Here is a 21,981-nt window from a genome sequence, read left to right as displayed (position 1 = left end):
GATTAGCGGGAGGTCGATGTCGGGATCAAGAATTTCCCGATCTGATGAATATCCACTCGGCGTCGGTCGAGGCGGCCTTGTCGAACGCATAACCGTCCCGGTCGAAAGCCTTCAGGTCCGCGACCCGTTCCACGCGCTCGTCGATCGCGAACCGCGCCATGGCCCCGCGCGCCTTCTTGGCGAAGAAGGAGATGATGCGGCTCTCGCCGTTTTTCTCTTCCCGGAACTGGGGCGTGACGACAGGCAGTTTCAGAGCCTTTGCATCGACGGCGCCGAAATATTCCTGGCTGGCCAGGTTCACCAGCGTTGGATCCGACTGGCCCTCGGCGTCTTCGTTCAGTTGTTTGGAAATCCGGTCGCCCCAGAAGTCGTACAGACTGGCCCCGCGACGCGTCTTCAGCCGCGTGCCCATCTCCAGGCGATAGGGCTGAATCCGGTCCAATGGACGCAGCAGGCCATAGAAGCCGGACAGGATGCGCAAATGATCCTGCGCAAAAACCAAGGCCTCGGCGTCCAGTTCACGCGCTCGCAAGCCCTCATACACATCGCCGGCGAAGGCGAAGGCCGCCTGAACACCCTCGGTCGATTCAGGATCGAAAGCCTTGAAGCGCGCGGCGTTCAGGGTCGCCAGATCGTCCGAAATCCCCATCAGCCGACGCAGATCCGCCTTGGTCTGGCGCTTGGCGGTCTTGGACAGGCTTGCGGTGTCTTCGAGAAACCGCCGGTCCGTACCCGGAATGGCCGCATCGGCTTCGGTGAAATCGAGGCGCTTGGCCGGGGAAAGAACAATCAGCAAGACGCGGCTCCGTAATGTCGCCGCCCACATAGGATGCTTCGATGACGATTTGAACCGGCTGCGGCGAAGGGCGCCTCAGGCGTCTCGGCGCGACCAACCCAGCTTGCCGAGGGTTTCCATCGGGCGGAAGTCGGCCTTGTAATCCATTTTGGCCGAGCCGTGGACCCAATAGCCGAGATAGACGAACGGCAGGCCGACGATGGAGGCCTGGCGCACGTGATCCAGGATGGCGAACCGGCCCAGGCTGCGCCGCTCCATCGTCGGATCATAGAAGCTGTAGACCATAGACAGCCCGTCTTTCAGCAGATCCGTCAGGGTCACGGCGACCAGATCGCCCGGTCCGCCGTCGGCGGAGGGCAGACGGTATTCGATCAGATGGGTTCGCACGGCCGTATCCTCGACCATGGCGACGTAATCCAGCCAGCCCATGTCGCTCATGCCGCCGGTCGGATGGCGCGTGGTCAGGTAGCGGCGCAGAAGCTGAAACTGTTCGGTCGTCGCCTCCGCTTCGACCAGGTCGCGCGACAGGTCGGCGTTGCGGGCCAGGACCTTGCGCTGCGAACGGGTGAAGGCGAACTCCGGCACCGGCAGCCGCACCGATACACAGGCGTCGCACGCCTCGCAGGCCGGGCGATAGGCGATGTTCTGGCTGCGGCGAAAACCGGCCAGCGTCAGTTCGTCATTGACGTGCGCGCCGTCCGAAAAGGGCAGATTGGCGAAAACTTTCCGCTCCGTCTTGCCTGGCAGATAGGGGCAGGGCGCGACCGAAGTCATGAAGAAGCGAAGCTGTCGGGTCGGTACGTGCTGGGTCACGGCCTCAGGTCCGCATCCGATCTTGCCAATATTGCGACGACACAACGATCATGGCGCGATTTGGCGTCATCCGTGCTCCGGCTGCAAGCCTGTTCGCGTTGCAGCCGAGCCGCGTCACAGCGAGGTGTCCGACGGCAGGACCGGCGCCTCGCGCAACAGGACGATGGCGATGCGGCGGTTGCCCGCCAGGGTCGGATCGTCCGGATAGAGCGGGTCAGACCCCGCCTTGCCCGCCACCGAATAGACCCGGTCGGGATCGACGCCCGAACCTTGCAGCACCAGACGCGAGCCGTTGGCGCGCTCGGACGACAGGGTCCAGTCCGCAGGGGCGCTGGCGCGGCTGGAGCCGGGCGCCGCGCTGGTGTGTCCGGTGATGGAGATGCGGTTCGGCAACTGATTGATCACCTTGGCCACGGCGCGCAGCAGCACCTGGGCGCGGGCATTCGGGCGCGCAGAGTTGTTGTCGAACATCGACCGGCCTTCCTGATCGACCAGTTGGATGCGCAGCCCCTCGGGCGTCTGGTCCACGATCAGCTGTTTCGACAGTTCGGCCAGTTCCGGCATCGACTGCATGGCCTGGCGCAGCGATTCGGCGGCGCTGGCGAACTCGGCGGCCTCGCGCTTCTGGATTTCGGCCTGGAGAGCCGAGTCGCTGGCGGACGACAGGCTGGAGCCTGTCTGATCGGTCGCGGGCGCCTCGGGCGCCAGTTCTTCCAGAACCGACTGCGAGCCGGCGCTCTTGACGCCATCGTCGCCCAGCGATGTGCCGCCCAGAATGCCGCCCGAACCCGACGTCGTCTCGGACACGCTAGCCGGTGCGAAATATTCGGCGATGCCGCGCTTCTGCTCGGGGTCGGTGGTGTTGATCAGCCACATCAGCAGGAAGAAGGCCATCATGGCGGTCACGAAGTCCGCATAGGCCACCTTCCACGCACCGCCGTGGTGGCCTCCGCCGGAGACCTTCTTGACCTTCTTGATGAGGATCGGACGATCGCTCACGGACATGGACGCGCACCCCGACGAATGGTGTCCCATTGTGGGCTGGCCAAGGTTAACCGGGCGTTGACCTTGAACCCCGACGCGGCGGGGCCTAGTCCGACGGCAGGATCAAGGAGCCTGTCATGAAAATCGCATTCGCCGGCCTGGGCGTCATGGGCGCCCCGATGGCCCGTCATCTGATCCAGGCGGGCCACTACGTGACCGGCTTCAATCGTACTGAGTCAAAGGCCGAGGCCTGGGCAGCGGCGACGGGCGGCAAGGCGGCGGCGACGGTGGCTGAGGCGGCGCGGGGCGTCGACCTGTTCATCCTGTGCGTCGGCAATGACGAGGACGTGCGCGCCGTCGTGACCGAGGCCTTGCCGCATCTGTCGAAGGCCGCCGTGATCGTCGATCACACCACGACATCGGCCAAGGTGGCGCGCGAAATGGCCGAACTGGCGAACGAGCAGGGCAGGTCGTTCATCGACGCACCGGTGTCAGGCGGCCAGGCGGGCGCCGAGAACGGACAGCTCAGCGTCATGGCCGGCGGGGATGCCGCCACCCTGGCGAAGGTCGAGCCCGTGGTGAAGGCCTATTCCAAGGCGATCAAACATATGGGACCGGCCGGCTCGGGCCAGTTGACCAAGATGGTCAACCAGATCGCCATCGCCGGCGTCGTCCAGGGCTTGGCCGAGGCCGTCCACTTCGCTCAGGTCGCGGGACTGGACACCGACGCCGCTTATGAGGCCGTGTCCAAGGGCGCGGCGCAAAGCTGGCAGATGGACAATCGCTGGAAGACGGCGGCCAAGGGCGAGTTCGAGTTCGGCTTCGCCGTGGATTGGATGCGCAAGGACCTGGGTCTGGTGCTGGACGAGGCGCGCTCAAACGGCGCGCGCCTGTCTCTGACGGCCCTGGTCGATCAGTTCTACGCCGAGGTTCAGGCCATGGGCGGAAACCGCTGGGACACGTCCAGCCTGGCGGCGCGACTGCGACCTCGCGACTGACGCCTAAAGCCGGCGGTGCATGACGTGCAGGCCGACCAGGCCGTGCGCCGGGTGATCGAAGGCCTCGGGGACCGTGCCCACGATCTCGAAACCCAGCTTCTTCCACAGCGCCACGGCGACAGTATTGGTCTCGACCACGGCGTTGAACTGCATGGATCGGAAGCCGGCATCTCGCGCAAAAGCCAGGGCGGCTTCGCCCAGCGCCCTTGCAACGCCGCGCCCGCGCGCTTCGGGCGCCACCATGAAGCTGCCGTTGGCGACGTGGGCGCCGTTTCCCTGCTGGTTCGGAATGATCTTGGCGGCGGCCAGCACCTGGCCGTTCTCAACCGCAACCAAGGTTCCGCCGGGCGGCGGCGGGGTCCACATGGCGCGCGCCTGCGCCTCGTCCATGTCTAACGGATAGGTATAGGTCTCGCCCGCGCGGGTGACGGTCTCGATGATCGGCCAAAGGCCCGGCCAGTCGGCCTCCGTGATCGGCCGGATCTCCACGCCCATCAGCCCAGCAGCCGTGCGGCCTGCGGTGCGAAATAGGTCAGCACGCCCGCGCACCCCGCGCGCTTGAACCCGTGCAGGGTCTCAAGGATCGCACGGTCCTGGTCCAGCCAACCATTGGCGATGGAGGCCTGCATCATCGAATATTCGCCCGACACCTGATAGGCGAAGGTCGGCACGCGGAAGGTCTCGGACACCCGTCGCACGATATCCAGATACGGCATGCCCGGCTTGACCATTACTGCATCGGCGCCTTCCGACAGGTCCATCGCCACCTCCTTCAGCGCCTCGTCGGAGTTGGCGTAATCCATCTGATAGGTCTTCTTGTCGCCCTTCAGCATCGCCGAGGAGCCCACGGCATCGCGATAGGGGCCGTAGAAGGCCGAGGCGAACTTGGCGGCGTAGGACAGGATCAGCGTGTCCTGAAACCCGTTCGCCTCCAGCGCCTCGCGCACCGCCTGGATGCGGCCATCCATCATGTCCGACGGGGCCACGACATCGGCGCCGGCATGGGCGTGGATGAAGGCCTGTTCGGCCAGACGGTCCAGCGAGGCGTCGTTGGCGATCCGGTCGCCCTCCATCACCCCGTCGTGGCCATGGTCGGTGTAGCAGTCCAGGGCGACGTCGGTCATGACGCCGATCTCGGGCGCGGCGTCCTTGATGGCCTTGATGCAGTCGGGAATAAGGCCGTCGGGGTCGGTTGCGCCGGTGCCGACCGCATCCTTGATCGCGCCGTCGACATTAGGAAACAGAGCCACCATCGGAATACCGAGGTCGCGCGCCTCGACCGCCGCCGCAGCAGCAGCCTTAGGTGAAAGCCGAAACACGCCGGGCATGGAGGCGACCGGGACGCGATCCTCGGCGCCGTCATGGACGATCAGCGGCCAGATCAGATCGGCCGGCGTCAGGGTCGTTTCCGCCACCAGCCGCCGCACCCACGGGCTGGACCGCAGGCGGCGCGGACGGGCGAGCGGGAAGGGGGCGGGCTGATAGGGAAGCATGGCGAGACCTTGGAAAATCCAGCGTCGGACTAGCGCCGCAACGACCGCTGCGCAAATCGCGTGATGCGTCGGATCGTTTCGTGCGTGATGACGGCTTGCGCGGATCGGCGAAATGCGAGCCTATCGCGACAAATCGATGGAGACGATGATGATCGGGAAATTGGCGGCGGGTGCAACGGCCTTGGTTCTGGCGGCAGGTCTGTCCGGCTGCATCATCATCGACTCGGACGGCGGCGAGCGGACCGTCGTCACACCCGCTTCGGACTATGCCTTGATGGTCGATCAAGCAGCGGCTGACGCAGAAGCAGCGCGCTATTCCAGTCTCTATGCCGATGCGGTCGCCGATCCCAAGCGTCCGGCCGAAGAGGTCGCGCGTGATCCGCTGCGCCATCCGGCCGAGATTCTCGCCTTCGCCCAACTCGAGCCGGGCGACAAGGTCGCCGACATTCGCCCCGGCGCCGGCTATTTCACCCGCCTGTTTTCCGACGTGGTCGGCACGACCGGCCGGGTCTACGCCTTCGTGCCCGAGCGGACGATGGCGCGCGAGAACGCCGGGGCCGATGCGCTTGTCGCCGCCTATTCGAACGTGACGCGGGTCAACGGCCTGCTGGACTCCATGACCTTCGCCGAGCCCCTGGACATGATCTTCATGAGCCAGGAATACCACGACTTCCACATCCCCGGCTTCAACACCGACGTGGCCAGGATGAACGCGGCGGTGTTCGCGGCGCTGAAGCCCGGCGGCCGCTACATTTTGATCGACCATGAAGCCGCGCCTGGCACAGGCATCTCGGCGGTCCAGACCCTGCACCGCATCGAAGGCGACTATCTGAAGCGCGAGGTCGAAGCGGCCGGCTTTGTCTTCGAGGGTGAGAGCCAGGCCGTCGCCAATCCCGCAGACGACCACAGCCTGAACGTCTTCGACGAGAAGATCCGCGGCAAGACAGACCAGTTCGTCTACCGCTTCCGCAAGCCGGGCTGATCAATCTCGATACTGAGAACCGTTATCAATTAAGGGTTTGGGGCGTTTTGTCCATGCGGCGGACATGGACAAGCCCGCTTCGGGAGAGCAAACAACGCAAAGACATCGCCATAAGCGAAAGAACGCGTAGTTTGTTCGACTATAAGGCCGCCTTTAATAGCTCCGTGGAGCAGGTTCGCAGCGAAGGACGCTATCGCGTCTTCGCCGATCTGAAGCGCGTGCGCGGTCAGTTTCCGCAGGCCGTGCGTCGCCGCGAGGATGGCTCCGAACAGGACGTCGTCATCTGGTGCTCCAACGACTATCTCGGCATGGGCCAGCACCCCGTCGTGCTGGACGCCATGCATAACGAGATCGATGCGGTGGGCGCCGGCGCGGGCGGAACGCGCAACATCTCGGGCACGACACGCTCCGCCGTCGATCTGGAAGCCGAGCTCGCCCACTGGCACCAGAAGGAAGCGGCCCTGCTGTTCACCTCGGGCTATGTCGGCAACGAGGCGACGCTGTCGACCCTGCAGAAGATCCTGCCGGGCCTGATCACCTTCTCCGATTCGCTGAACCATGCCTCGATGATCGCCGGCATCCGCCACGGCGGCGGCGAGCGTCACGTCTTCATGCACAACGATCTGGCGCATCTGGAGGCCCTGCTGGCGGCGGCGCCGGCCGATGCGCCCAAGCTGATCGCGTTTGAGAGCGTCTATTCGATGGACGGCGACATCGCCGATCTGGCCGGCACCATCGCTCTGGCCAAGAAATACGGCGCCCTGACCTATCTGGACGAAGTCCATGCGGTTGGCCTGTATGGCGAAACCGGCGCGGGCGTCGCCGAGCGCGACGGCGTGCTGGACCAGATCGACATCATCGAATGCACCCTGGGCAAGGCGATCGGCGTGATGGGCGGCTATATCGCCGCCGACGCCATGATCATCGATGCGGTGCGCAGCTGGGCCTCGGGCTTCATCTTCACCACCTCGCTCCCGCCGGCCCTGACCGCCGGCGCCTTGGCCTCCGTGCGTCACCTGAAGGCCCATCCCGAACTGCGCGTCCAGCATCAGGAACGCGCCGCGACGCTCAAGGCCCGCTTCGCCGCCGCCGGCATCCCGGTGATGGAAAGCGAGAGCCATATCGTGCCGGTGCACGTCGGCGATCCGATCCACTGCAAGATGATCTCGGACATGCTGCTGGACGAGTATGGCGTCTATGTTCAGCCGATCAACTATCCGACCGTGCCCAAGGGAACGGAGCGCCTGCGCTTCACGCCCTCACCGAACCACACCGACGCCATGATGGATCATCTGGTCCAAGCGATGGACAAACTGTTCGCCCACTGCAACGTGGCGCGCCGACCCGTCGCCGCATGACGACGGGCGACGACCTCGGAGAGGTCATCGTCGAATTCACCCGAAACGGCCCCTACCTCAAATGCTCGGCCATCCATGTTGCGACGGGCCGGGAGGTCAGCGCCATGGGGCCAGTCAACGAACCCAAGTCCGTCGAAAGGGTGGCGATCGCTAAGCTGAGGCGGGCTCTGGGCAAAGGCTGACCACAAGATGTTGTGGTCGCGCGCGGCTGGGGATAGATAGGCCAGCTTCTGATTTCCGGGGATTCCAGCGTGACGGCCTTCACCCACGACGCCTATTTCACCAAGACGCTCGCTGACGCCGACCCGGATGTCTTCAAGGGCATTCAGGGCGAGCTGGGCCGTCAGCGCGAACAGATCGAGCTGATCGCGTCCGAGAATATCGTCTCCCAGGCGGTGTTGGATGCGCAGGGGTCGGTCCTGACCAACAAATACGCGGAAGGCTATCCCGGCCGCCGCTATTACGGCGGCTGCGAGTTCGTGGACGTCACCGAAGATCTGGCGCGCGAGCGAGCCAAGCAACTGTTCGGCGCGGCCTTCGCCAACGTCCAGCCCCACTCGGGCGCCCAGGCGAACCAGGCGGTCTTCTTCACCCTGCTGCAGCCCGGCGACACCTTCCTGGGCATGGATCTGGCCTGCGGGGGGCACCTGACGCACGGTTCGCCGGCGAACCAGTCGGGCAAGTGGTTCCGCCCTGTGACCTACAAGGTCCGCGAAGACACCCACCTGATCGACTACGACCACGTCGCCGAAATGGCCGAGCGTGAGAAGCCCAAGCTGATCCTGGCCGGCGCCTCCGCCTATAGCCGCCACATCGACTTCAAGCGCTTCCGCGAGATCGCCGACAGCGTCGGCGCCTATCTGATGGTGGACATGGCCCACTACGCCGGCCTGATCGCCGGCGGCGCCTATCCGGACCCGGTCCCGCACGCCCACGTCGTCACCACGACGACGCACAAGACCTTGCGCGGTCCGCGCGGCGGCATGATCCTCTCGAACGACGTCGATCTGGGCAAGAAGATCAACTCCGCCGTCTTCCCCGGCCTGCAAGGCGGCCCGCTGGAACACGTCATCGCCGCCAAGGCCGTGGCTTTCGGCGAGGCGCTGAAGCCCGAGTTCAAGGGCTATGCCCAACAGGTGGTCAAAAACGCCCAAGCCCTGTCCGGCGTCCTGATCGAACGCGGCCTGGCCATCGTCTCGGGCGGCACCGACAGTCATCTGGCCTTGGTCGACCTGCGGCCCAAGGGCGTGAGCGGCAAGGCGACCGAGCATGAGCTCGAAAAGGCGCTGATGACCTGCAACAAGAACGGCGTGCCGTTCGACACCGCCCCGTTCACCGTCACCTCGGGCGTCCGCCTGGGCACGCCGGCCGGCACCACGCGCGGCTTCGGCGAGGAAGAGTTTAAGCAGATCGGTCACTGGATCGCCGACGTCGTCTCGTCGATGAATGGCGGCGACGAGGCCGATCCGGCCGTGGTCGCAGGCGTCGCGGCCCAGGTGCGAGAGTTGACGCACCGCTTCCCGATCTACGGATAAGCGCCTGATGAAGTGCCCTTTTTGCGGTCATCAGGACACTCAGGTGAAAGACAGCCGGCCGTCGGACGACGGCTCGGCCATTCGACGCCGCCGGTCCTGCCCGAACTGCAACGGGCGCTTCACAACGTTTGAGCGGGTGCAGTTGCGCGAACTGGTTATCCTGAAACGCAATGGACGGCGCACGCCCTTCGATCGCGACAAGCTGGAACGCTCGCTGGGCGTGGCGCTGCGCAAACGCCCGGTCCAGGCCGATCAGGTCGAGCAGATGGTCAATCGGATCGTCCGCCAGTTGGAAAGCCTGGGCGAGACCGAAATCCCGTCCAGCACGGTCGGCGACTTCATCATGAAGGCGCTGAAGGGCGTGGATGAGGTCGCCTATGTCCGCTACGCCTCGGTCTACAAGGATTTCCGCCATACCGGCGACTTCGCCAAATTCCTGGGCGACGAAGGGTTCGACGAACCGTCCGGCAAGGCCTGATGCGGGTCACGCTGAAACTGGCGACCTCCCTGGACGGGCGAATCGCCACGGCCTCGGGCGAGAGCCAGTGGATCACCGGCGAAGCGGCGCGGCTCGAGGGTCACCGTTTGCGCGCCGCCCACGACGCCATCCTGGTCGGTGTCGAGACGGTCCTGCACGACGACCCCGGACTGACCGCCCGCCTGCCGGGCCGCAGCGTGGACCAGCCCCTGCGCGTCGTGCTGGACAGTCGGCTGCGAACACCGCAGGCGGCGAAGGTCGCCGGCGAAAACGCCCTGATCCTGACCGCTGCGGAGCCACGCACGATCGGCGCCGCCAAGGTGGTGCAGGTCGCCGCCAAAGACGGTCGTCCGACCATCCCGGCCGTGCTGAAAGCCTTGGAAGCCGCCGGCGCAACGTCGCTTCTGATCGAAGGCGGCGGTCAGGTCGCGGCATCCTTCCTGCGCGCCGACGCCGTCGATGCGCTGGAGTGGTTTCGCGCCCCGATCCTGCTGGGCGGGGAAGGGCGGCCCTGCGTCGCCGCCCTGGCTCTTGCAAAGCTGGCCGACGCCCCCAAGTTCCGTCGCCTGGGCGTCGAGCCCGTCGGGGACGATCTGTGGGAACGCTACGCCCGTCTGACGCCGTCCAATTAGACGATTAGACGAATTAGACGGTATTTTCTCCCAAGGGGTCCAGAGTCCAAATGTTCACCGGCATCGTCACCGACATCGGCCGCGTCCGCGAGGTCCGCGAGACCGATCGCGACCGCCGTTACGAGATCGAGACCGCCTGGAACATCGACGGCATCGACTTGGGCGCCTCCATCAGCCACGCGGGCTGCTGCCTGACGGTGACCGAAAAAGGCCCCGGTTGGTTCGCTGTCGAGGTGTCGAACGAGACCCTGTCCAAGACCACCCTGGGCGCCTGGAAGACAGGCGACGGCGTCAATCTGGAGCGGGCCGCCAAGCTGGGCGACGAGATGGGCGGCCATGTCGTGTCCGGCCACGTTGACGGTCTTGGTCGGGTGGTTTCGATCACGCCCGAAGGCGGATCGCACCGGATCGAGGTCGAGGCCCCCGCGCCCCTGCATCGCTATATCGCCGCCAAGGGCTCGATCACGGTCGACGGGGTGTCTCTGACCGTAAACGCCGTCGAGGGTCAGGTCTTTTCGCTGAACATCATCCCGCACACTTGGGACGTGACGACCTTGGGGCGCTTGAAAGTGGGCGATCCCGTCAATCTGGAGATCGACATGCTGGCGCGATACCTCGCGCGGTGGCAGGAGACCGCGTGATGCAAGCCCAGGCCGCGAACATGAACGACAGCCCCATCAGTCCCATCGAGGACATTCTGGAAGACGCCCGTAACGGCCGTCCCTACATCCTGGTGGACGCCGAGGATCGCGAGAACGAGGGGGACATCATCATCCCCGCCCAGTTCGCGACGCCGGATCAGATCAACTTCATGATCCGCCAGGCGCGCGGGCTGGTGTGCCTGGCCCTGACGGCCGAGCGCGCCCAGCAACTGCGTTTGCCGCCAATGGCCGCCGACAACCGCGAGAGCATGAAGACCGCCTTCACCGTCTCGATCGAGGCCAAGGACGGCGTCACCACCGGCATCTCGGCCGCCGACCGCTCGCGCACCATTCATGTGGCGACCGACGCGTCAAAGGGCATGGACGACATCGTCTCGCCGGGCCACATCTTCCCGCTGGTGGCGCGCGACGGTGGCGTGCTGGTCCGCGCCGGCCACACCGAGGCGGCGGTGGATATCAGCCGCATGGCCGGCCTGACGCCCGCCGGGGTGATCTGCGAGATCATCAAGGACGACGGCGAGATGGCGCGGATGCCCGATCTGGTCGCCTTCGCCCAGTTGCATGGGCTAAAGATCGGCACCATCGCCGACCTGATCGCCTATCGCCGCCGCACCGAACGCTTCGTCGAGCGGATCATGGATACGCCGTTCGAAAGCGTCCACGGCGGACCGTTCCGCCTGATGCTGTACAAGAACACCATCGAGGGCGCCGAGCATGTGGCCCTGGTCAAGGGGCGCATCGATCCGGCCAAACCGACCTTGGTGCGGATGCACCAGGTGGACTTTGCCTGCGACCTGCTGGGCCACGTCGAGGCGCGCCAGGACTATGTGCCCAGCGCCCTGAAACAGATCACCAACCATGACGGCCCCGGCGTCGTCGTCTTCCTGCGCGATCCGTCGCTGACCTCGCTGGCCGAACGGCTGGCGGGCGCGGACAAGCCGGCGGCGATGGATCGATCGCTGCGCGCCTATGGCGTGGGGGCCCAGATCCTGCTGGACCTGGGTGTCAGGGATATGATCGTGATGAGTTCGACGCGACCCGAACCGACGGCGCTGGAAGGCTACGGCCTGCGCATCGTCGGCTGGCGTGACATGGATGGAGAAACAAAGGCGTGACCGAAGCCCCCCGTATTCTGATCGTCGAGGCGCGCTTCTACGACGACCTGGCCGACGCCCTGCTGGAAGGGGCCAAAGAGACGCTGAAGGCGCGCGGCGCCGACTTCGACGTCATCACCGTGCCCGGCGCGCTGGAGGTGCCGCCGGCCATCGCCCTGGCCGAGGAGGCCGGCCGCTTCCCGACCGCGCCCCGCTATGACGGCTACGTCGCCCTGGGCACGGTCATCCGTGGCGAAACCTATCATTTCGAGATCGTCTCCGATCAGTCGGCGGCCGGCATCATGGCTCTCGGCGTCAAGGGCGTCATCATCGGCAATGGCATCCTGACGACCGAGGACGAAGACCAAGCCTGGTATCGGGCCCGTCTTTCGGAAGGGGATAAGGGCGGCGGCGCCGCCAAGGCGTGCCTGGACCTCATTGCATTGAAGAAGCGGTTGCGTCATGGCGTCGGCGCATGACTGAACCGAACAGTGTCAAAGCCGTCCTCGAACAACTCGCCGAAGCCGAAAAGCAGCGCGCCGAGCCCAATCTGAGCTCCAAACAGCGTCGCGCTCGCACAGTGTCGCGTCTCGCCGCCGTCCAGGCCCTGTATCAAATGGAACTGGCCGGCGAGGGCGTGGAGACGGTGATCACCGAATTCTCCAACTTCCGCTTCGATGCCGATATTGAGGGCCAAGCCCTGGCCGAGGCCGATGAGGCCTATTTCGCCGACATCGTGCGCGGCGTGATCGAAAGCCAGCGCGACATCGACACGGCCATCAAGGCCCGCCTGGCCTCCAACTGGAAGCTGGAGCGGATCGACGCCACCCTGCGCGCCCTGCTGCGTTCGGGCGCCTGGGAGCTGATCAAGCATCCCGAGACCCCGCGCGAGGTCGTGATCGACGAATATGTCGAACTGGCCAAGGCCTTCTTCGACGACGCCGAGGCGCGCTTCGTCAACGCGGCGCTGGACGGCGTGGCCAAAGACACCCGCAAATAATGCCGGCGCTCGACGTCGCGGGCGAGTTCGAGACGATCGAGCGGCTGTTCAAGCCCCTGGCCCATCCCGAGTGGGGCAGGGGACTGGTCGATGATGTGGCGGCGCTGCCGTCACGCGCCGGCTATGACCTCGTCCTGACCAAGGACGCCATCGTCGAGGGCGTGCATTTCCTGCCTGATGATCCGCTGGACACGGTCGCCAGGAAGCTGCTGCGGGTGAACCTCTCGGACCTTGCCGCCAAGGGCGCTGAGCCGTTCGGCTATCTGCTGGCCTGCTTCTGGTCCGAACGCTGCGGCTGGCCCGAGCGCGAGGCCTTTGCGGCCGGGCTGGCCGAGGATCAGGCTCGGTTCGGCGTTCATCTGCTCGGCGGGGACACGGTCAAGACTCCTGGCCCGCTGTCCTTCTCTCTGACGGCCTTGGGGTGGGCGCCGACGGGCAAAGCCATTTCTCGCGCCGGCGCGCAGGTCGGCGACCTCGTCTTCGTCACCGGCGTGATCGGGGACGGGCTGCTAGGGCTCAAGGCGGCGCAAGGACAACTGGCTCTGGCGCCCGAGCGGATGGAGGCCTTGGTCAGCCACTACCGGATGCCGACGCCACGCAACGACTTCGCCGACATCGTGCGCGAGTTCGCCACAGCATCCGTCGATGTGTCGGACGGCCTGGCCGCCGACCTGGCCCACATCGCGCGGGCCAGCAGGGTCGGCGTGGCGGTCAATCTGAACGTCCTGCCGCTGTCCGCGGCGGCCCAGGCCTGGTTCGACGACCGGGTCGATCCGCAGCTGTCTTTGGAAGACCTGGCTAGCGGCGGCGACGACTACGAGATCGCCTTCACCGCCCATCCGCGCCACGAAGACGCCCTGCGGCGCGAGGCCGAGCGCCGACTGATTCGTCTGACTCGCGTCGGAGAGGTCACCGCAGGTCAGGGCTTGACGGTCCTTTACGACGGTCAGCCCGTGCCGATGGCCAGAAACGGCTGGACCCATGGCTGACGCGGCAAGGGAATCCTAACGCCCGTCCGGCAGGGTGTCGCTATGGACCGTAGAACCCTGATCGCCGCCGGAACCGCCGCCCTGACCGGCGCCGCCGCCAGTCGCGCCGCCGCCTCCAGCAGCGAAACGGAGTCCGCACCTGCGGCCCTGAGCATCGCGGGCCTCGGCTTGCCCGTCATCGAGGGCGGGCGTTTGCGGAACTACGTGTTCGTCGCCCTCAGGCTCGAACTGGGCGCCGGCAAGACCGTCGAGCAGATGAAGGCCAAGGAGGCCTTCTTCCGCGACGCCGTCGTCCGCGCGGCGCACAAGACGCCCTTCACCGTGCCCGGCGACTGGACACGGCTGGACGAGCGGGCCCTGTCCGCCTCGCTGGTGGCGGCGTCTGCGGCGATGTCGGGTCGCGGCTCCGTGCGACGCGTCGAGGTCGTCAGCCAGTCGCCGCGTCGCCGAACTGGCATGCAGACCGCCCGCTGAACGGGCTGACCGACCGCTGTTGCGTCACTCCGCCTGCCATGACAGGCTCCCTTTGCAAATCCCAAAGAACGCACTGACGCGTTCGCCGCGTGCGGGGGGACCGGAAGGCGGACAGAGGCGATAACGCCCGACCGCGCCAAGGCCTGCGCGCCTGTTTGCAAGGGCATGGAAACGCCAATGACGAACTCACTTACGCTGGTCTTCGCGGCCGGTGTGCTGGCGGTGCTGTATGGCGCCGCTCAGACCGCCGTGCTGATGAAGGCGAGCACCGGCAACGACAAGATGCGAGAGATCGCCGCCGCGATCCAGGAAGGCGCCTCGGCTTATCTGAAGCGGCAATATCTGACCATCGGCATCGTCGGGATCGTGATCCTGATCGCCGCCTATTTCCTGATCGGCGTCTATGCCGCCGTCGGCTTCCTGATCGGCGCCGTCCTGTCCGGGGCAGCGGGTTACGCCGGGATGCTGATCTCGGTGCGGGCCAATGTGCGCACAGCGCAGGCGGCGTCCGAAAGCCTGTCCAAGGGCTTGAACCTGGCGTTCCGCTCGGGCGCCATCACCGGCATGTTCGTGGCGGGCGGCGCCCTGATCGGGGTGTCAGGCTACTACATCGTGCTGACCCAGCATCTGGGCTTGCCCTCGACAGGCCGCGAAGTGATCGACGGGCTGGTGGCGTTGGGGTTCGGCGCCTCGCTGATCTCGATCTTCGCGCGACTGGGCGGCGGCATCTTCACCAAGGGCGCCGACGTTGGCGGCGACATGGTGGGCAAGGTCGAGGCGGGTATTCCCGAGGACGATCCTCGCAACGCCGCGACCATCGCGGACAATGTGGGCGACAACGTCGGCGACTGCGCCGGCATGGCGGCCGACCTTTTCGAGACCTATGCCGTGACGACTGTCGCGACCATGGTGCTGGCCGCGATCTTCTTCAGGGGCCAGCCCTATGTGGCTCTGATGATGGTGCTGCCGTTGGCGATCTGCGCGGTGTGCATCGTCACCTCCATCATCGGCAGCTTCTTCGTGCGGCTGGGCAAGTCGAACAACATCATGGGCGCCCTCTATCAGGGGCTGATCGTCACCGGCGTCCTGTCCATCGGTGCGGTCTGGTGGGTGATCGACCAGATGGTGAAGGGGCCGATCGTGACGGCTAGCGGTCTCGAAATCCAGCCGATGGCGCTGTTCTGGTCCGGCATGGTTGGTCTGGCGGTAACGGCGGCGATCGTGGTCGTGACCGAATACTATACCGGATCGGGCTTCCGTCCGGTGCGATCGGTGGCCAACGCCTCGGTGTCCGGGCACGGCACCAACGTCATTCAGGGCCTGGCCGTCTCGCTTGAGGCGACGGCGCTGCCGGCGCTGACGATCATCGTGGGCATCGTGGCCAGCTTCCAACTGGCCGGCCTGTTCGGCATCGCCATCGCCACCACGACCATGCTGGGTGTGGCGGGAATGATCGTGGCGCTGGACGCCTTTGGACCCGTGACGGACAACGCCGGCGGCATCGCCGAGATGGCCGGTCTGCCCAGCGATGTGCGGCATTCGACCGATGCGCTGGACGCCGTGGGCAACACGACCAAGGCCGTGACCAAGGGCTACGCCATCGGTTCGGCGGGCCTCGGCGCGCTGGTGCTATTCGCCGCCTATACGTCGGACCTGCAGTATTTCTCGGCCAACCCGGCGGACTATCCCTTCTTCGCCGGGATGGGCGAGATCGCCTTCGATCTGACCAATCCCTACGTCGTCGTCGGCCTGCTGTTCGGGGGACTGCTGCCGTTCCTGTTCGGCGGCATGTCGATGATGGCGGTCGGACGGGCGGCCGAATCGGTCGTTGCGGAGGTCCGACGCCAGTTCCGCGAGAACCCCGGCATCATGACCTATGAGGTGAAGCCGGAATACGGCCGGGCGGTCGACATCCTGACCAAGGCTGCGATCCGCGAGATGATCGCGCCGTCGCTGTTGCCGGTGCTGTCGCCGATCGTCTTGTTCATCGCGGTGCTTGGCATTTCGGACAAGGCGAACGCTTTCGCAGCCCTCGGCGCCATGCTGATGGGCGTGATCGTCACCGGCCTGTTCGTCGCCATTTCGATGACATCGGGCGGCGGCGCCTGGGACAACGCCAAGAAGGTGATCGAGGAAGGTTTCACCGACAAGAACGGCGTCGTCCACGGCAAGGGCTCGGAGGCCCACAAGGCGGCCGTGACCGGCGATACGGTCGGCGATCCCTATAAGGACACGTCCGGTCCGGCGGTGAACCCCATGATCAAGATCACCAATATCGTCGCCCTGCTGCTGCTGGCGGTGCTGGCGAGCGGGACCATCGGCTAGGCTCAAATACCCAGCCCTTATGAAAACGCCCCGGAGAGCGATCTCCGGGGCGTCTTTGCTTTGGGGAGATGAGCCGCCTTAGTCGGGGCGGCGTTGGCCGGGCGTGTCATCCTCGGTGCGGGGCAGTTGGCCACGACCGACGTTGCCCAGCAGTTGTTCTAGAACCGTCAGCTCACGACCGCGCGTCGGCGTCTCGTTGCGGTTCATGGCGATCTGCTCGCCTTCCGTAAGGCCAAGGGTCCGCACCGACGCCACCTGATCACCCTGCGGGACGAAGGTGATCTCAGTCACCGTGCGCGTCGAAACCTTGGGCAGGTTGTAGGTGTATTTCTCGGTCGTCTGGCTGATGTAATACCAGACCTGATCCGGCTCGAAGGTCGAGGTGGTCGAAGGCGATCCCAGCTTGGCGAGGACGGTTTCCTTGGTGTCGGTGCCGGCGACCACATCTTGCGGTTTGGCGTCGATGGCCTGGAAGCCGTTGGAGCCGATGGTCGGGGCGCAGGCGGCGGACAGGCCGGCCAGCGAAACAGCGACGAAAAGCGGGACGAAACGGGACATGGTCGGGCGCCTGCGAGAGAACAAGGTCTTTGACCTAGACGGACCTGCGTCCTAGTTCAACGGCGCGGCGGAAAAGGGGCCGTTGGAACCCATGCTGAAAAACCTGTTCAAACCCCGGTCCGGCGTCCGTCTCGGCGACGATCTCTACGCCAAGGCTGTCAGCCAGGCCCGCAATCCGGCCTTCTACACGCGCCTGGCGGTCGATGACCGCATCGACGCGCGATTCGAACTCTACACGCTGCATGTGCTGTTGCTGGTGCTGCGGCTGCGCGATGAGAACACGGCTCAGGGCCAGGATGCGGCTCAGGCGGTCTTCGACGTCTATGTCTCGGCGCTGGATCACGTCTTGCGAGAAGAGGGCGTGGGCGACGTCGCCGTCGGCAAGAAGATGCGTAAGTTGGGCGAGGCCCTTTACGGGCGAATGAACGCCTATGAGCAGCCGCTGCGCGCCGACGATGCGGCGGCTCTGGCGGAGGCGATGGCGAAGAATGTCTATGCGGATCCGCAAGCGCCCCATGCGGACACATTGGCGCGCTATGCGCTGACGACACGCGCGGCCCTGGCGGCGCAGGATTTCAACAAGGTGCTGGCGACGCCGGCCTGGGCGGAAGTTTGAACGAGATGAGCGCGACGCTCCCCTACAGTGAAACGGTGCGGGTCAATCAGATCGGCGCGGGCCTGAGCCGCCGGCTGGAGCCGGATGCAGACATTCGCAAGCGAATCGCCCGCAGCCTCGATCTTCAGGGGCTGGACGATTTCGCCGTCGATCTGGAAATCAAGCCGACGCCGTCAACCAGCGAATGGACGATGAAGGGCAGGGTGACCGCACATGCGGTGCAGACCTGCGGCCTGACGCTGGAGCCCTTGCCAGTCGATGTGGATCGCCGGTTCTCCATTCAGCTTGTCGAAGCCAAGCCCGAGGAAACCGACGAGATCGAGGTCACGCTGGATGAAGAAGACGCCGACGTGATCGAGGACGGCAAGATCGACCTGGGCCAGTATGCGGTCGAGCAATTGGTGCTGTCGCTTGATCCGTTCCCGCGCAAGCCCGGCGCGGAGTTCGTGCAACCTGAGGAGCCAACGGAGATTTCTCCGTTCGCGGCCCTGAAGGCGCTCAAATCCAAAGACGACCAAGGCTGAGGTTGACGTAGGGGTCGGGTGGTTGCATCCCCCGGCGTCGGCGCTATCGTCCAGCGCATCCTGCCAAGCGTCGCGCGACAAGACGACGCGGCCACGAGAGGTCCATTTGCCAGCCCCAGTTACGATCTCGCTTGACGCCATGGGCGGCGATCACGGGCCCTCCGTCGTCGTTCCCGGCATCCGCAGCTATATCCGCACCCACGATGGCGAGGGGATTCGCTTCCTGCTGCATGGCGACGAGGCCAAGATCGCGGCGGAACTGGCGCGTTGCGGGCTGACCGCGGACGTCTGCGAAGTTCGTCACACCGACAAGGTCGTGGCCATGGACGAAAAGCCCGCCCAGGCCATGCGGCGCGGCAAGGGCTCCAGCCTGTGGAACGCCATCGAGGCGGTTAAGACGGGTCAGGCGGGCGGCGTTGTCTCGGCCGGCAACACCGGTGCCCTGATGGCGATCTCGAAACTGATTCTGCGGATGTCTGCGCCCGGGCTTGAGCGACCGGCCATCGTCGCCAGCTGGCCCACCTTCAAGGGCCACACGGCGGTGCTGGACGTCGGCGCCAACATCGGCAGCGATGCGGAGCAGCTGATCGAGTTCGCCATCATGGGCGAAGCTTTCCAATCCGCGGTGCGCGGGATCGCGCGCCCGACCATCGGCCTGTTGAACGTCGGTTCGGAAGACATGAAGGGCAACGAACAGGTCAAGGAGGCGCACGCCATCCTGCGCGACGGGCCGTTCGACCTGAACTATCACGGCTTCGTCGAGGGCGACGATATCGCCAAGGGCACGGTGGACGTGGTGGTGACCGACGGCTTCACCGGGAACATCGCGCTGAAGACCGCCGAAGGCACAGCGCGCTATATTTCGGCCCTGTTGAAAGAGGCTTTGACCTCCAATCTGCAATCCAAGCTGGGCGCCGTCATCGCCATGCCGGCGTTGAAGAAGATGCGCCAGAAGATCGACCCCAGCGCCATCAACGGCGGCCCCCTGTTGGGCCTGAACGGTATTGTGGTGAAGAGCCATGGCGGCGCCGACGCCAAGGGCTTCGGCAACGCCATCCGCATCGCTGTCGATCTGGCCCGCAGCGACTATATGAGCAAGGTGGGGGACAACCTGGGCAAGCTGGACGCGGTGTTCGACCATGCCGCCAAGCCCGCCGCAGCCGTGGGAGAACCCCTCCAGTGACCGTCACCCGCAGCGTCGTGACCGGCGTCGGCTCCTATCTGCCGGACGAGATCGTCACCAATGCCGACTTGGCCAAGTTCATCGACACCTCCGACGAATGGATCCAGGAGCGCACAGGCATCAAGCAGCGTCACAAGGCGCGCGACGACCAGCCGACCAGCGATCTGGCGGTCGAGGCCGCCAAGAAGGCGCTCGCCGACGCGGGCAAGACGGCGTCCGATGTCGATCTGATTATCGTGGCCACGACCACGCCCGACATGACCTTCCCGGCGGTCGCGTCGATCGTCCAGGCCAAGCTGGGCGCGGGCGTCGGCATCGCTTTTGACGTGCAAGCCGTCTGCTCCGGTTTCGTCTATGCGCTGAGCGTCGCCGACGGCTTCGTGGCGCGTGGTCTGTCGAAATGCGCCCTGGTGATCGGGGCCGAGGAGATGACGCGGCTGATGGACTGGACCGACCGGACCACCTGCGTCCTGTTCGGCGACGGGGCCGGCGCTGTGGTGCTGGAACCTCGCGAAGGGCGGGGAACATCGGACGACCAGGGCATGTTGGGCTTCGCCTTGCGCGCTGACGGATCCAAGACCGATCTGCTCTACGTTGATGGCGGCCCGGCGACCACGGGGACCGTTGGCCACCTGCGTATGGCCGGAAACCAGGTCTTCCGTCATGCCGTCGTAAACATCGCAGAAGGCATCACCGCCGCCTGCGCCGCCGCCAACATCCAGATCGCGGATGTCGACTGGTTCGTGCCGCACCAGGCCAACCAGCGAATCATCAAGGGCGTCGGCGACCGGTTGGGTTTGGATGAGAACAAGGTGATCTCCACCGTCGCCAACCACGCCAACACCTCGGCCGCCTCGATCCCGCTGGCTCTGGATGCTGCGATCCAGGACGGACGAATCAAGAAGGGCGATCTGGTGCTGCTTGAAGCCATGGGCGGCGGCCTGACCTGGGGCGCGTGCGCGCTTCGGCTCTAATCGACATCGAGGCATTGATTTTTCGGGGGCTTTGCGCCCCTATGGATGCGAGCGGATCGCAGGACAGCGGGGATACGATGGCAGGCCAACAGACCGTGACGCGCGCCGACTTGTGCGAAGCCGTACATGAAGAGGTCGGCCTGTCGCGTCAGGAATGCTCCAGCCTGGTCGAGCGCACCCTGGAACTGATCGTGGAATCGCTTGAGCGCGGCGAGACGGTGAAACTGTCCGGCTTCGGCGTCTTTCAGGTGCGCGAGAAGCGCGCGCGGATGGGCCGAAATCCCAAGACGGGCGAACCGGCGGCGATCAATCCGCGCCGGGTCATCAGCTTCCGCGCCTCACAGATCATGAAAAGCCGGGTTCACGACGCCGTCGTCGAGGCCTGATCGCGGTGGCCAAGAGCGCCGACGCCTTCCGAACCATTTCCGAAGCGGCTGAAGAGGTCGGCGTGCCGCAGCATGTCCTGCGGTTCTGGGAGACGAAGTTCGATTTCGTCACGCCGGTCAAACGAGCCGGCGGTCGGCGCTTTTATCGGCCTCAGGACATCGCGGTGCTGAAGGCGGTCAAACGCCTGCTGCACGATGACGGGCTGACGATTCGCGGCGTTCAGCGTCTGCACAAGGAACAGGGGCTGAGAAAACTGATCGGGGCGGAGGCCGCCGCACTGATCGACGACGGCGATGTCACGATCTCTGCTGCGACTTCCGACGTCACGCGGGCCGAAACCTCGAAATTGCATCAGGTTCTGGCCGATCTCGAGCAGGCCAAAGCGCGTCTGGACGTCGTTCTTTCACGGTAGGTGGAAAAGTCGTTTTAGCGTTTGCGGACAGCGATCCCCCCGTCTATAGGGAGCGCCTTCGGAGCGTGGCGCAGCCTGGTAGCGCACTTGACTGGGGGTCAAGGGGTCGCAGGTTCGAATCCTGTCGCTCCGACCATTCTTGAAAAAGAATGATGATGGTGGGGTCGTCCTTGCGGGCGGCCCCATCGCCGTATCTGGGGGCAGGCTCGGCGCTCAGCCGCGCTCGGCCCATCGCAGCAACGGGATGAGGGGCAGGCCCCAGGCGGTCCCGCCGATGCCGAAGAACAGGAAGTCGATCCACTGCGACGGCGGCAGCATTCCGCGCAGGGCGATCAAGCCCCAGACCCAGAAAACGAGAAAGAGCAGCACGCCGATCGCGGCGACGAAGCGACGCAGACGCGGCGGCATCAGCGCTTGTTCCGGAACAGGAAGAAGGCGACCAGACAGATACCCGATCCAACGAGCGCCCACGGCACCCACACCCAGCTGTCCATCGTGCTGACCGCGAAGACCCGCACCGCCAGAAACCATCCGCAGGCCAGACCGATCCCGGACACCAGGCTTGTGCCGCCGAAGCCGCGCCGGCCCGTCAGAAGGTCCGCGATCCAGGCCAGCAGCAGGCCGCCTGCGACGGCGGCGGCGATATCGGCGTATTGCAACCCTGATCTCCTGCGGCGACAGCGCCGTTAACTCAATCCGACTCGATCTTGTCGC

At 65.5% G+C, this 21,981-nt stretch carries 28 protein-coding genes and 1 tRNA gene; 21 read left to right on the top strand and 8 right to left on the bottom strand.

The genetic code is table 11. The features are described from left to right. Positions 1-25 precede the first annotated feature (25 nt). The 3 genes from yaaA to O2K97_RS09900 form a co-directional block, all read right to left on the bottom strand. The gene (yaaA, locus tag O2K97_RS09910; protein WP_269219134.1) at positions 26-796 is read right to left on the bottom strand and encodes a peroxide stress protein YaaA; all 771 of its coding nucleotides are present in this window, start codon (positions 794-796) and stop codon (positions 26-28) included. Between the two features lie 75 nt (positions 797-871). Further along, entirely contained in the window at positions 872-1,609 is a 738-nt protein-coding gene (locus O2K97_RS09905) for an arginyltransferase (protein WP_269219133.1), read from the bottom strand. Between the two features lie 114 nt (positions 1,610-1,723). Then, positions 1,724-2,614: a flagellar motor protein MotB gene (locus tag O2K97_RS09900; protein WP_055753623.1), complete on the bottom strand. Its 891-nt coding sequence runs from the start codon at positions 2,612-2,614 to the stop codon at positions 1,724-1,726. A 116-nt stretch (positions 2,615-2,730) separates the two neighbouring features. Here O2K97_RS09900 and O2K97_RS09895 point away from each other — a divergent pair, with 116 nt between their 5' ends. Continuing rightward, positions 2,731-3,591, top strand: coding sequence for an NAD(P)-dependent oxidoreductase (locus O2K97_RS09895; RefSeq protein WP_269219132.1), 861 nt, complete (start codon positions 2,731-2,733; stop codon positions 3,589-3,591). Between the two features lie 3 nt (positions 3,592-3,594). On the opposite strand, the gene O2K97_RS09890 is transcribed toward O2K97_RS09895, so the two are convergent. After that, positions 3,595-4,086: a GNAT family N-acetyltransferase gene (locus tag O2K97_RS09890; RefSeq protein WP_269219131.1), complete on the bottom strand. Its 492-nt coding sequence runs from the start codon at positions 4,084-4,086 to the stop codon at positions 3,595-3,597. Then, positions 4,086-5,084, bottom strand: coding sequence for a porphobilinogen synthase (hemB, locus tag O2K97_RS09885; protein ID WP_017503923.1), 999 nt, complete (start codon positions 5,082-5,084; stop codon positions 4,086-4,088). Before hemB ends, O2K97_RS09890 begins: the two co-directional genes overlap by 1 nt. Positions 5,085-5,196: 112 nt before the next feature. Between hemB and O2K97_RS09880 the strand changes: the two genes are divergently transcribed. The 13 genes from O2K97_RS09880 to O2K97_RS09825 all read left to right on the top strand — a co-directional run bounded on the left by O2K97_RS09880 (position 5,197) and on the right by O2K97_RS09825 (position 16,613). Beyond that, entirely contained in the window at positions 5,197-6,066 is an 870-nt protein-coding gene (locus tag O2K97_RS09880) for a class I SAM-dependent methyltransferase (RefSeq protein ID WP_269219130.1), read from the top strand. 131 nt (positions 6,067-6,197) lie between these two features. After that, positions 6,198-7,424 carry a 5-aminolevulinate synthase gene (gene hemA / locus O2K97_RS09875; protein WP_269219129.1) on the top strand — a complete coding sequence of 409 codons (1,227 nt, stop codon included), beginning with the start codon at positions 6,198-6,200 and terminating at the stop codon, positions 7,422-7,424. Next, complete coding sequence (locus O2K97_RS15735) at positions 7,421-7,606, top strand: DUF6898 family protein (protein ID WP_055753617.1); 186 nt, start codon at positions 7,421-7,423, stop codon at positions 7,604-7,606. Before hemA ends, O2K97_RS15735 begins: the two co-directional genes overlap by 4 nt. Before the next feature lie 69 nt (positions 7,607-7,675). Then, positions 7,676-8,959 carry a serine hydroxymethyltransferase gene (gene glyA / locus O2K97_RS09870; protein WP_269219128.1) on the top strand — a complete coding sequence of 428 codons (1,284 nt, stop codon included), beginning with the start codon at positions 7,676-7,678 and terminating at the stop codon, positions 8,957-8,959. 7 nt (positions 8,960-8,966) lie between these two features. Further along, the gene (gene nrdR, locus O2K97_RS09865; protein WP_039245113.1) at positions 8,967-9,437 is read left to right on the top strand and encodes a transcriptional regulator NrdR; all 471 of its coding nucleotides are present in this window, start codon (positions 8,967-8,969) and stop codon (positions 9,435-9,437) included. Further along, positions 9,437-10,069, top strand: coding sequence for a RibD family protein (locus O2K97_RS09860; RefSeq protein ID WP_269219127.1), 633 nt, complete (start codon positions 9,437-9,439; stop codon positions 10,067-10,069). Before nrdR ends, O2K97_RS09860 begins: the two co-directional genes overlap by 1 nt. A gap of 50 nt (positions 10,070-10,119) precedes the next feature. Continuing rightward, positions 10,120-10,710: a riboflavin synthase gene (locus tag O2K97_RS09855; protein WP_269219126.1), complete on the top strand. Its 591-nt coding sequence runs from the start codon at positions 10,120-10,122 to the stop codon at positions 10,708-10,710. Further along, positions 10,710-11,846 (top strand): 3,4-dihydroxy-2-butanone-4-phosphate synthase, encoded by a 1,137-nt coding sequence (ribB, locus tag O2K97_RS09850; RefSeq protein WP_269221126.1) that lies wholly within the window; start codon positions 10,710-10,712, stop codon positions 11,844-11,846. The genes O2K97_RS09855 and ribB overlap by 1 nt, the downstream gene beginning before the upstream one ends. Beyond that, entirely contained in the window at positions 11,843-12,304 is a 462-nt protein-coding gene (gene ribH, locus O2K97_RS09845; RefSeq protein ID WP_017503913.1) for a 6,7-dimethyl-8-ribityllumazine synthase, read from the top strand. Before ribB ends, ribH begins: the two co-directional genes overlap by 4 nt. Next, a complete protein-coding gene (gene nusB, locus O2K97_RS09840; RefSeq protein WP_039245120.1) occupies positions 12,301-12,825 on the top strand; it encodes a transcription antitermination factor NusB in 525 nt (174 codons plus the stop codon). The genes ribH and nusB overlap by 4 nt, the downstream gene beginning before the upstream one ends. Then, positions 12,825-13,814: a thiamine-phosphate kinase gene (thiL, locus tag O2K97_RS09835; RefSeq protein WP_269219125.1), complete on the top strand. Its 990-nt coding sequence runs from the start codon at positions 12,825-12,827 to the stop codon at positions 13,812-13,814. Before nusB ends, thiL begins: the two co-directional genes overlap by 1 nt. Positions 13,815-13,856: 42 nt before the next feature. Beyond that, positions 13,857-14,288 (top strand): hypothetical protein, encoded by a 432-nt coding sequence (locus O2K97_RS09830; RefSeq protein ID WP_269219124.1) that lies wholly within the window; start codon positions 13,857-13,859, stop codon positions 14,286-14,288. Positions 14,289-14,465: 177 nt separating this feature from the next. Then, positions 14,466-16,613, top strand: a complete 2,148-nt coding sequence (locus O2K97_RS09825; RefSeq protein WP_269219123.1) for a sodium-translocating pyrophosphatase — start codon at positions 14,466-14,468, stop codon at positions 16,611-16,613. A gap of 78 nt (positions 16,614-16,691) precedes the next feature. On the opposite strand, the gene O2K97_RS09820 is transcribed toward O2K97_RS09825, so the two are convergent. Next, positions 16,692-17,171, bottom strand: coding sequence for an outer membrane protein assembly factor BamE (locus tag O2K97_RS09820; RefSeq protein ID WP_269219122.1), 480 nt, complete (start codon positions 17,169-17,171; stop codon positions 16,692-16,694). 91 nt (positions 17,172-17,262) lie between these two features. Here O2K97_RS09820 and O2K97_RS09815 point away from each other — a divergent pair, with 91 nt between their 5' ends. The 7 genes from O2K97_RS09815 (at position 17,263) to O2K97_RS09785 (ending at position 21,403) form a co-directional block, all read left to right on the top strand. Beyond that, entirely contained in the window at positions 17,263-17,787 is a 525-nt protein-coding gene (locus tag O2K97_RS09815) for a ubiquinol-cytochrome C chaperone family protein (RefSeq protein ID WP_269219121.1), read from the top strand. A 5-nt stretch (positions 17,788-17,792) separates the two neighbouring features. Continuing rightward, positions 17,793-18,311, top strand: coding sequence for a YceD family protein (locus O2K97_RS09810; protein WP_269219120.1), 519 nt, complete (start codon positions 17,793-17,795; stop codon positions 18,309-18,311). A 139-nt stretch (positions 18,312-18,450) separates the two neighbouring features. After that, positions 18,451-19,494, top strand: coding sequence for a phosphate acyltransferase PlsX (gene plsX, locus O2K97_RS09805; protein ID WP_419466119.1), 1,044 nt, complete (start codon positions 18,451-18,453; stop codon positions 19,492-19,494). Continuing rightward, entirely contained in the window at positions 19,491-20,468 is a 978-nt protein-coding gene (locus O2K97_RS09800; protein WP_269219118.1) for a beta-ketoacyl-ACP synthase III, read from the top strand. The genes plsX and O2K97_RS09800 overlap by 4 nt, the downstream gene beginning before the upstream one ends. A gap of 77 nt (positions 20,469-20,545) precedes the next feature. Further along, positions 20,546-20,854 (top strand): integration host factor subunit alpha, encoded by a 309-nt coding sequence (locus tag O2K97_RS09795; RefSeq protein WP_026108237.1) that lies wholly within the window; start codon positions 20,546-20,548, stop codon positions 20,852-20,854. 5 nt (positions 20,855-20,859) lie between these two features. Continuing rightward, positions 20,860-21,267, top strand: coding sequence for a MerR family transcriptional regulator (locus O2K97_RS09790; RefSeq protein ID WP_269219117.1), 408 nt, complete (start codon positions 20,860-20,862; stop codon positions 21,265-21,267). 59 nt (positions 21,268-21,326) lie between these two features. Then, positions 21,327-21,403, top strand: a tRNA-Pro gene (locus O2K97_RS09785). Positions 21,404-21,480: 77 nt separating this feature from the next. Here O2K97_RS09785 and O2K97_RS09780 read toward each other — a convergent pair. Both O2K97_RS09780 and O2K97_RS09775 read right to left on the bottom strand, forming a co-directional pair. Beyond that, entirely contained in the window at positions 21,481-21,675 is a 195-nt protein-coding gene (locus O2K97_RS09780) for a DUF2842 domain-containing protein (RefSeq protein ID WP_017503901.1), read from the bottom strand. Further along, on the bottom strand, positions 21,675-21,926 hold the full coding sequence (locus O2K97_RS09775) for a hypothetical protein (RefSeq protein ID WP_017503900.1): 252 nt from the start codon (positions 21,924-21,926) through the stop codon (positions 21,675-21,677). The genes O2K97_RS09780 and O2K97_RS09775 overlap by 1 nt, the downstream gene beginning before the upstream one ends. Positions 21,927-21,981 lie beyond the last annotated feature (55 nt).

It is taken from the genome of Brevundimonas vesicularis, from assembly GCF_027105095.1.
In the GTDB taxonomy this organism is placed as follows: Bacteria; Pseudomonadota; Alphaproteobacteria; order Caulobacterales; family Caulobacteraceae; genus Brevundimonas; species Brevundimonas vesicularis_E.
Note: the sequence above shows the minus strand (reverse complement) of the source record. Positions and strands in the feature narration are given on the sequence as shown.

Coding starts and splice junctions, on each gene's coding strand:
- O2K97_RS09900 (WP_055753623.1), bottom strand. CDS start 2,614: ATGTCCGTGAGCGATCGTCCGATCCTCATCAAGAAGGTCAAGAAGGTC.
- O2K97_RS09895 (WP_269219132.1), top strand. CDS start 2,731: ATGAAAATCGCATTCGCCGGCCTGGGCGTCATGGGCGCCCCGATGGCC.
- O2K97_RS09890 (WP_269219131.1), bottom strand. CDS start 4,086: ATGGGCGTGGAGATCCGGCCGATCACGGAGGCCGACTGGCCGGGCCTT.
- hemB (WP_017503923.1), bottom strand. CDS start 5,084: ATGCTTCCCTATCAGCCCGCCCCCTTCCCGCTCGCCCGTCCGCGCCGC.
- O2K97_RS09880 (WP_269219130.1), top strand. CDS start 5,197: ATGCGAGCCTATCGCGACAAATCGATGGAGACGATGATGATCGGGAAA.
- O2K97_RS15735 (WP_055753617.1), top strand. CDS start 7,421: ATGACGACGGGCGACGACCTCGGAGAGGTCATCGTCGAATTCACCCGA.
- nrdR (WP_039245113.1), top strand. CDS start 8,967: ATGAAGTGCCCTTTTTGCGGTCATCAGGACACTCAGGTGAAAGACAGC.
- O2K97_RS09860 (WP_269219127.1), top strand. CDS start 9,437: ATGCGGGTCACGCTGAAACTGGCGACCTCCCTGGACGGGCGAATCGCC.
- O2K97_RS09855 (WP_269219126.1), top strand. CDS start 10,120: ATGTTCACCGGCATCGTCACCGACATCGGCCGCGTCCGCGAGGTCCGC.
- ribB (WP_269221126.1), top strand. CDS start 10,710: ATGCAAGCCCAGGCCGCGAACATGAACGACAGCCCCATCAGTCCCATC.
- nusB (WP_039245120.1), top strand. CDS start 12,301: ATGACTGAACCGAACAGTGTCAAAGCCGTCCTCGAACAACTCGCCGAA.
- thiL (WP_269219125.1), top strand. CDS start 12,825: ATGCCGGCGCTCGACGTCGCGGGCGAGTTCGAGACGATCGAGCGGCTG.
- O2K97_RS09830 (WP_269219124.1), top strand. CDS start 13,857: ATGGACCGTAGAACCCTGATCGCCGCCGGAACCGCCGCCCTGACCGGC.
- O2K97_RS09825 (WP_269219123.1), top strand. CDS start 14,466: ATGACGAACTCACTTACGCTGGTCTTCGCGGCCGGTGTGCTGGCGGTG.
- O2K97_RS09820 (WP_269219122.1), bottom strand. CDS start 17,171: ATGTCCCGTTTCGTCCCGCTTTTCGTCGCTGTTTCGCTGGCCGGCCTG.
- O2K97_RS09815 (WP_269219121.1), top strand. CDS start 17,263: ATGCTGAAAAACCTGTTCAAACCCCGGTCCGGCGTCCGTCTCGGCGAC.
- O2K97_RS09810 (WP_269219120.1), top strand. CDS start 17,793: ATGAGCGCGACGCTCCCCTACAGTGAAACGGTGCGGGTCAATCAGATC.
- plsX (WP_419466119.1), top strand. CDS start 18,451: ATGGGCGGCGATCACGGGCCCTCCGTCGTCGTTCCCGGCATCCGCAGC.
- O2K97_RS09795 (WP_026108237.1), top strand. CDS start 20,546: ATGGCAGGCCAACAGACCGTGACGCGCGCCGACTTGTGCGAAGCCGTA.
- O2K97_RS09780 (WP_017503901.1), bottom strand. CDS start 21,675: ATGCCGCCGCGTCTGCGTCGCTTCGTCGCCGCGATCGGCGTGCTGCTC.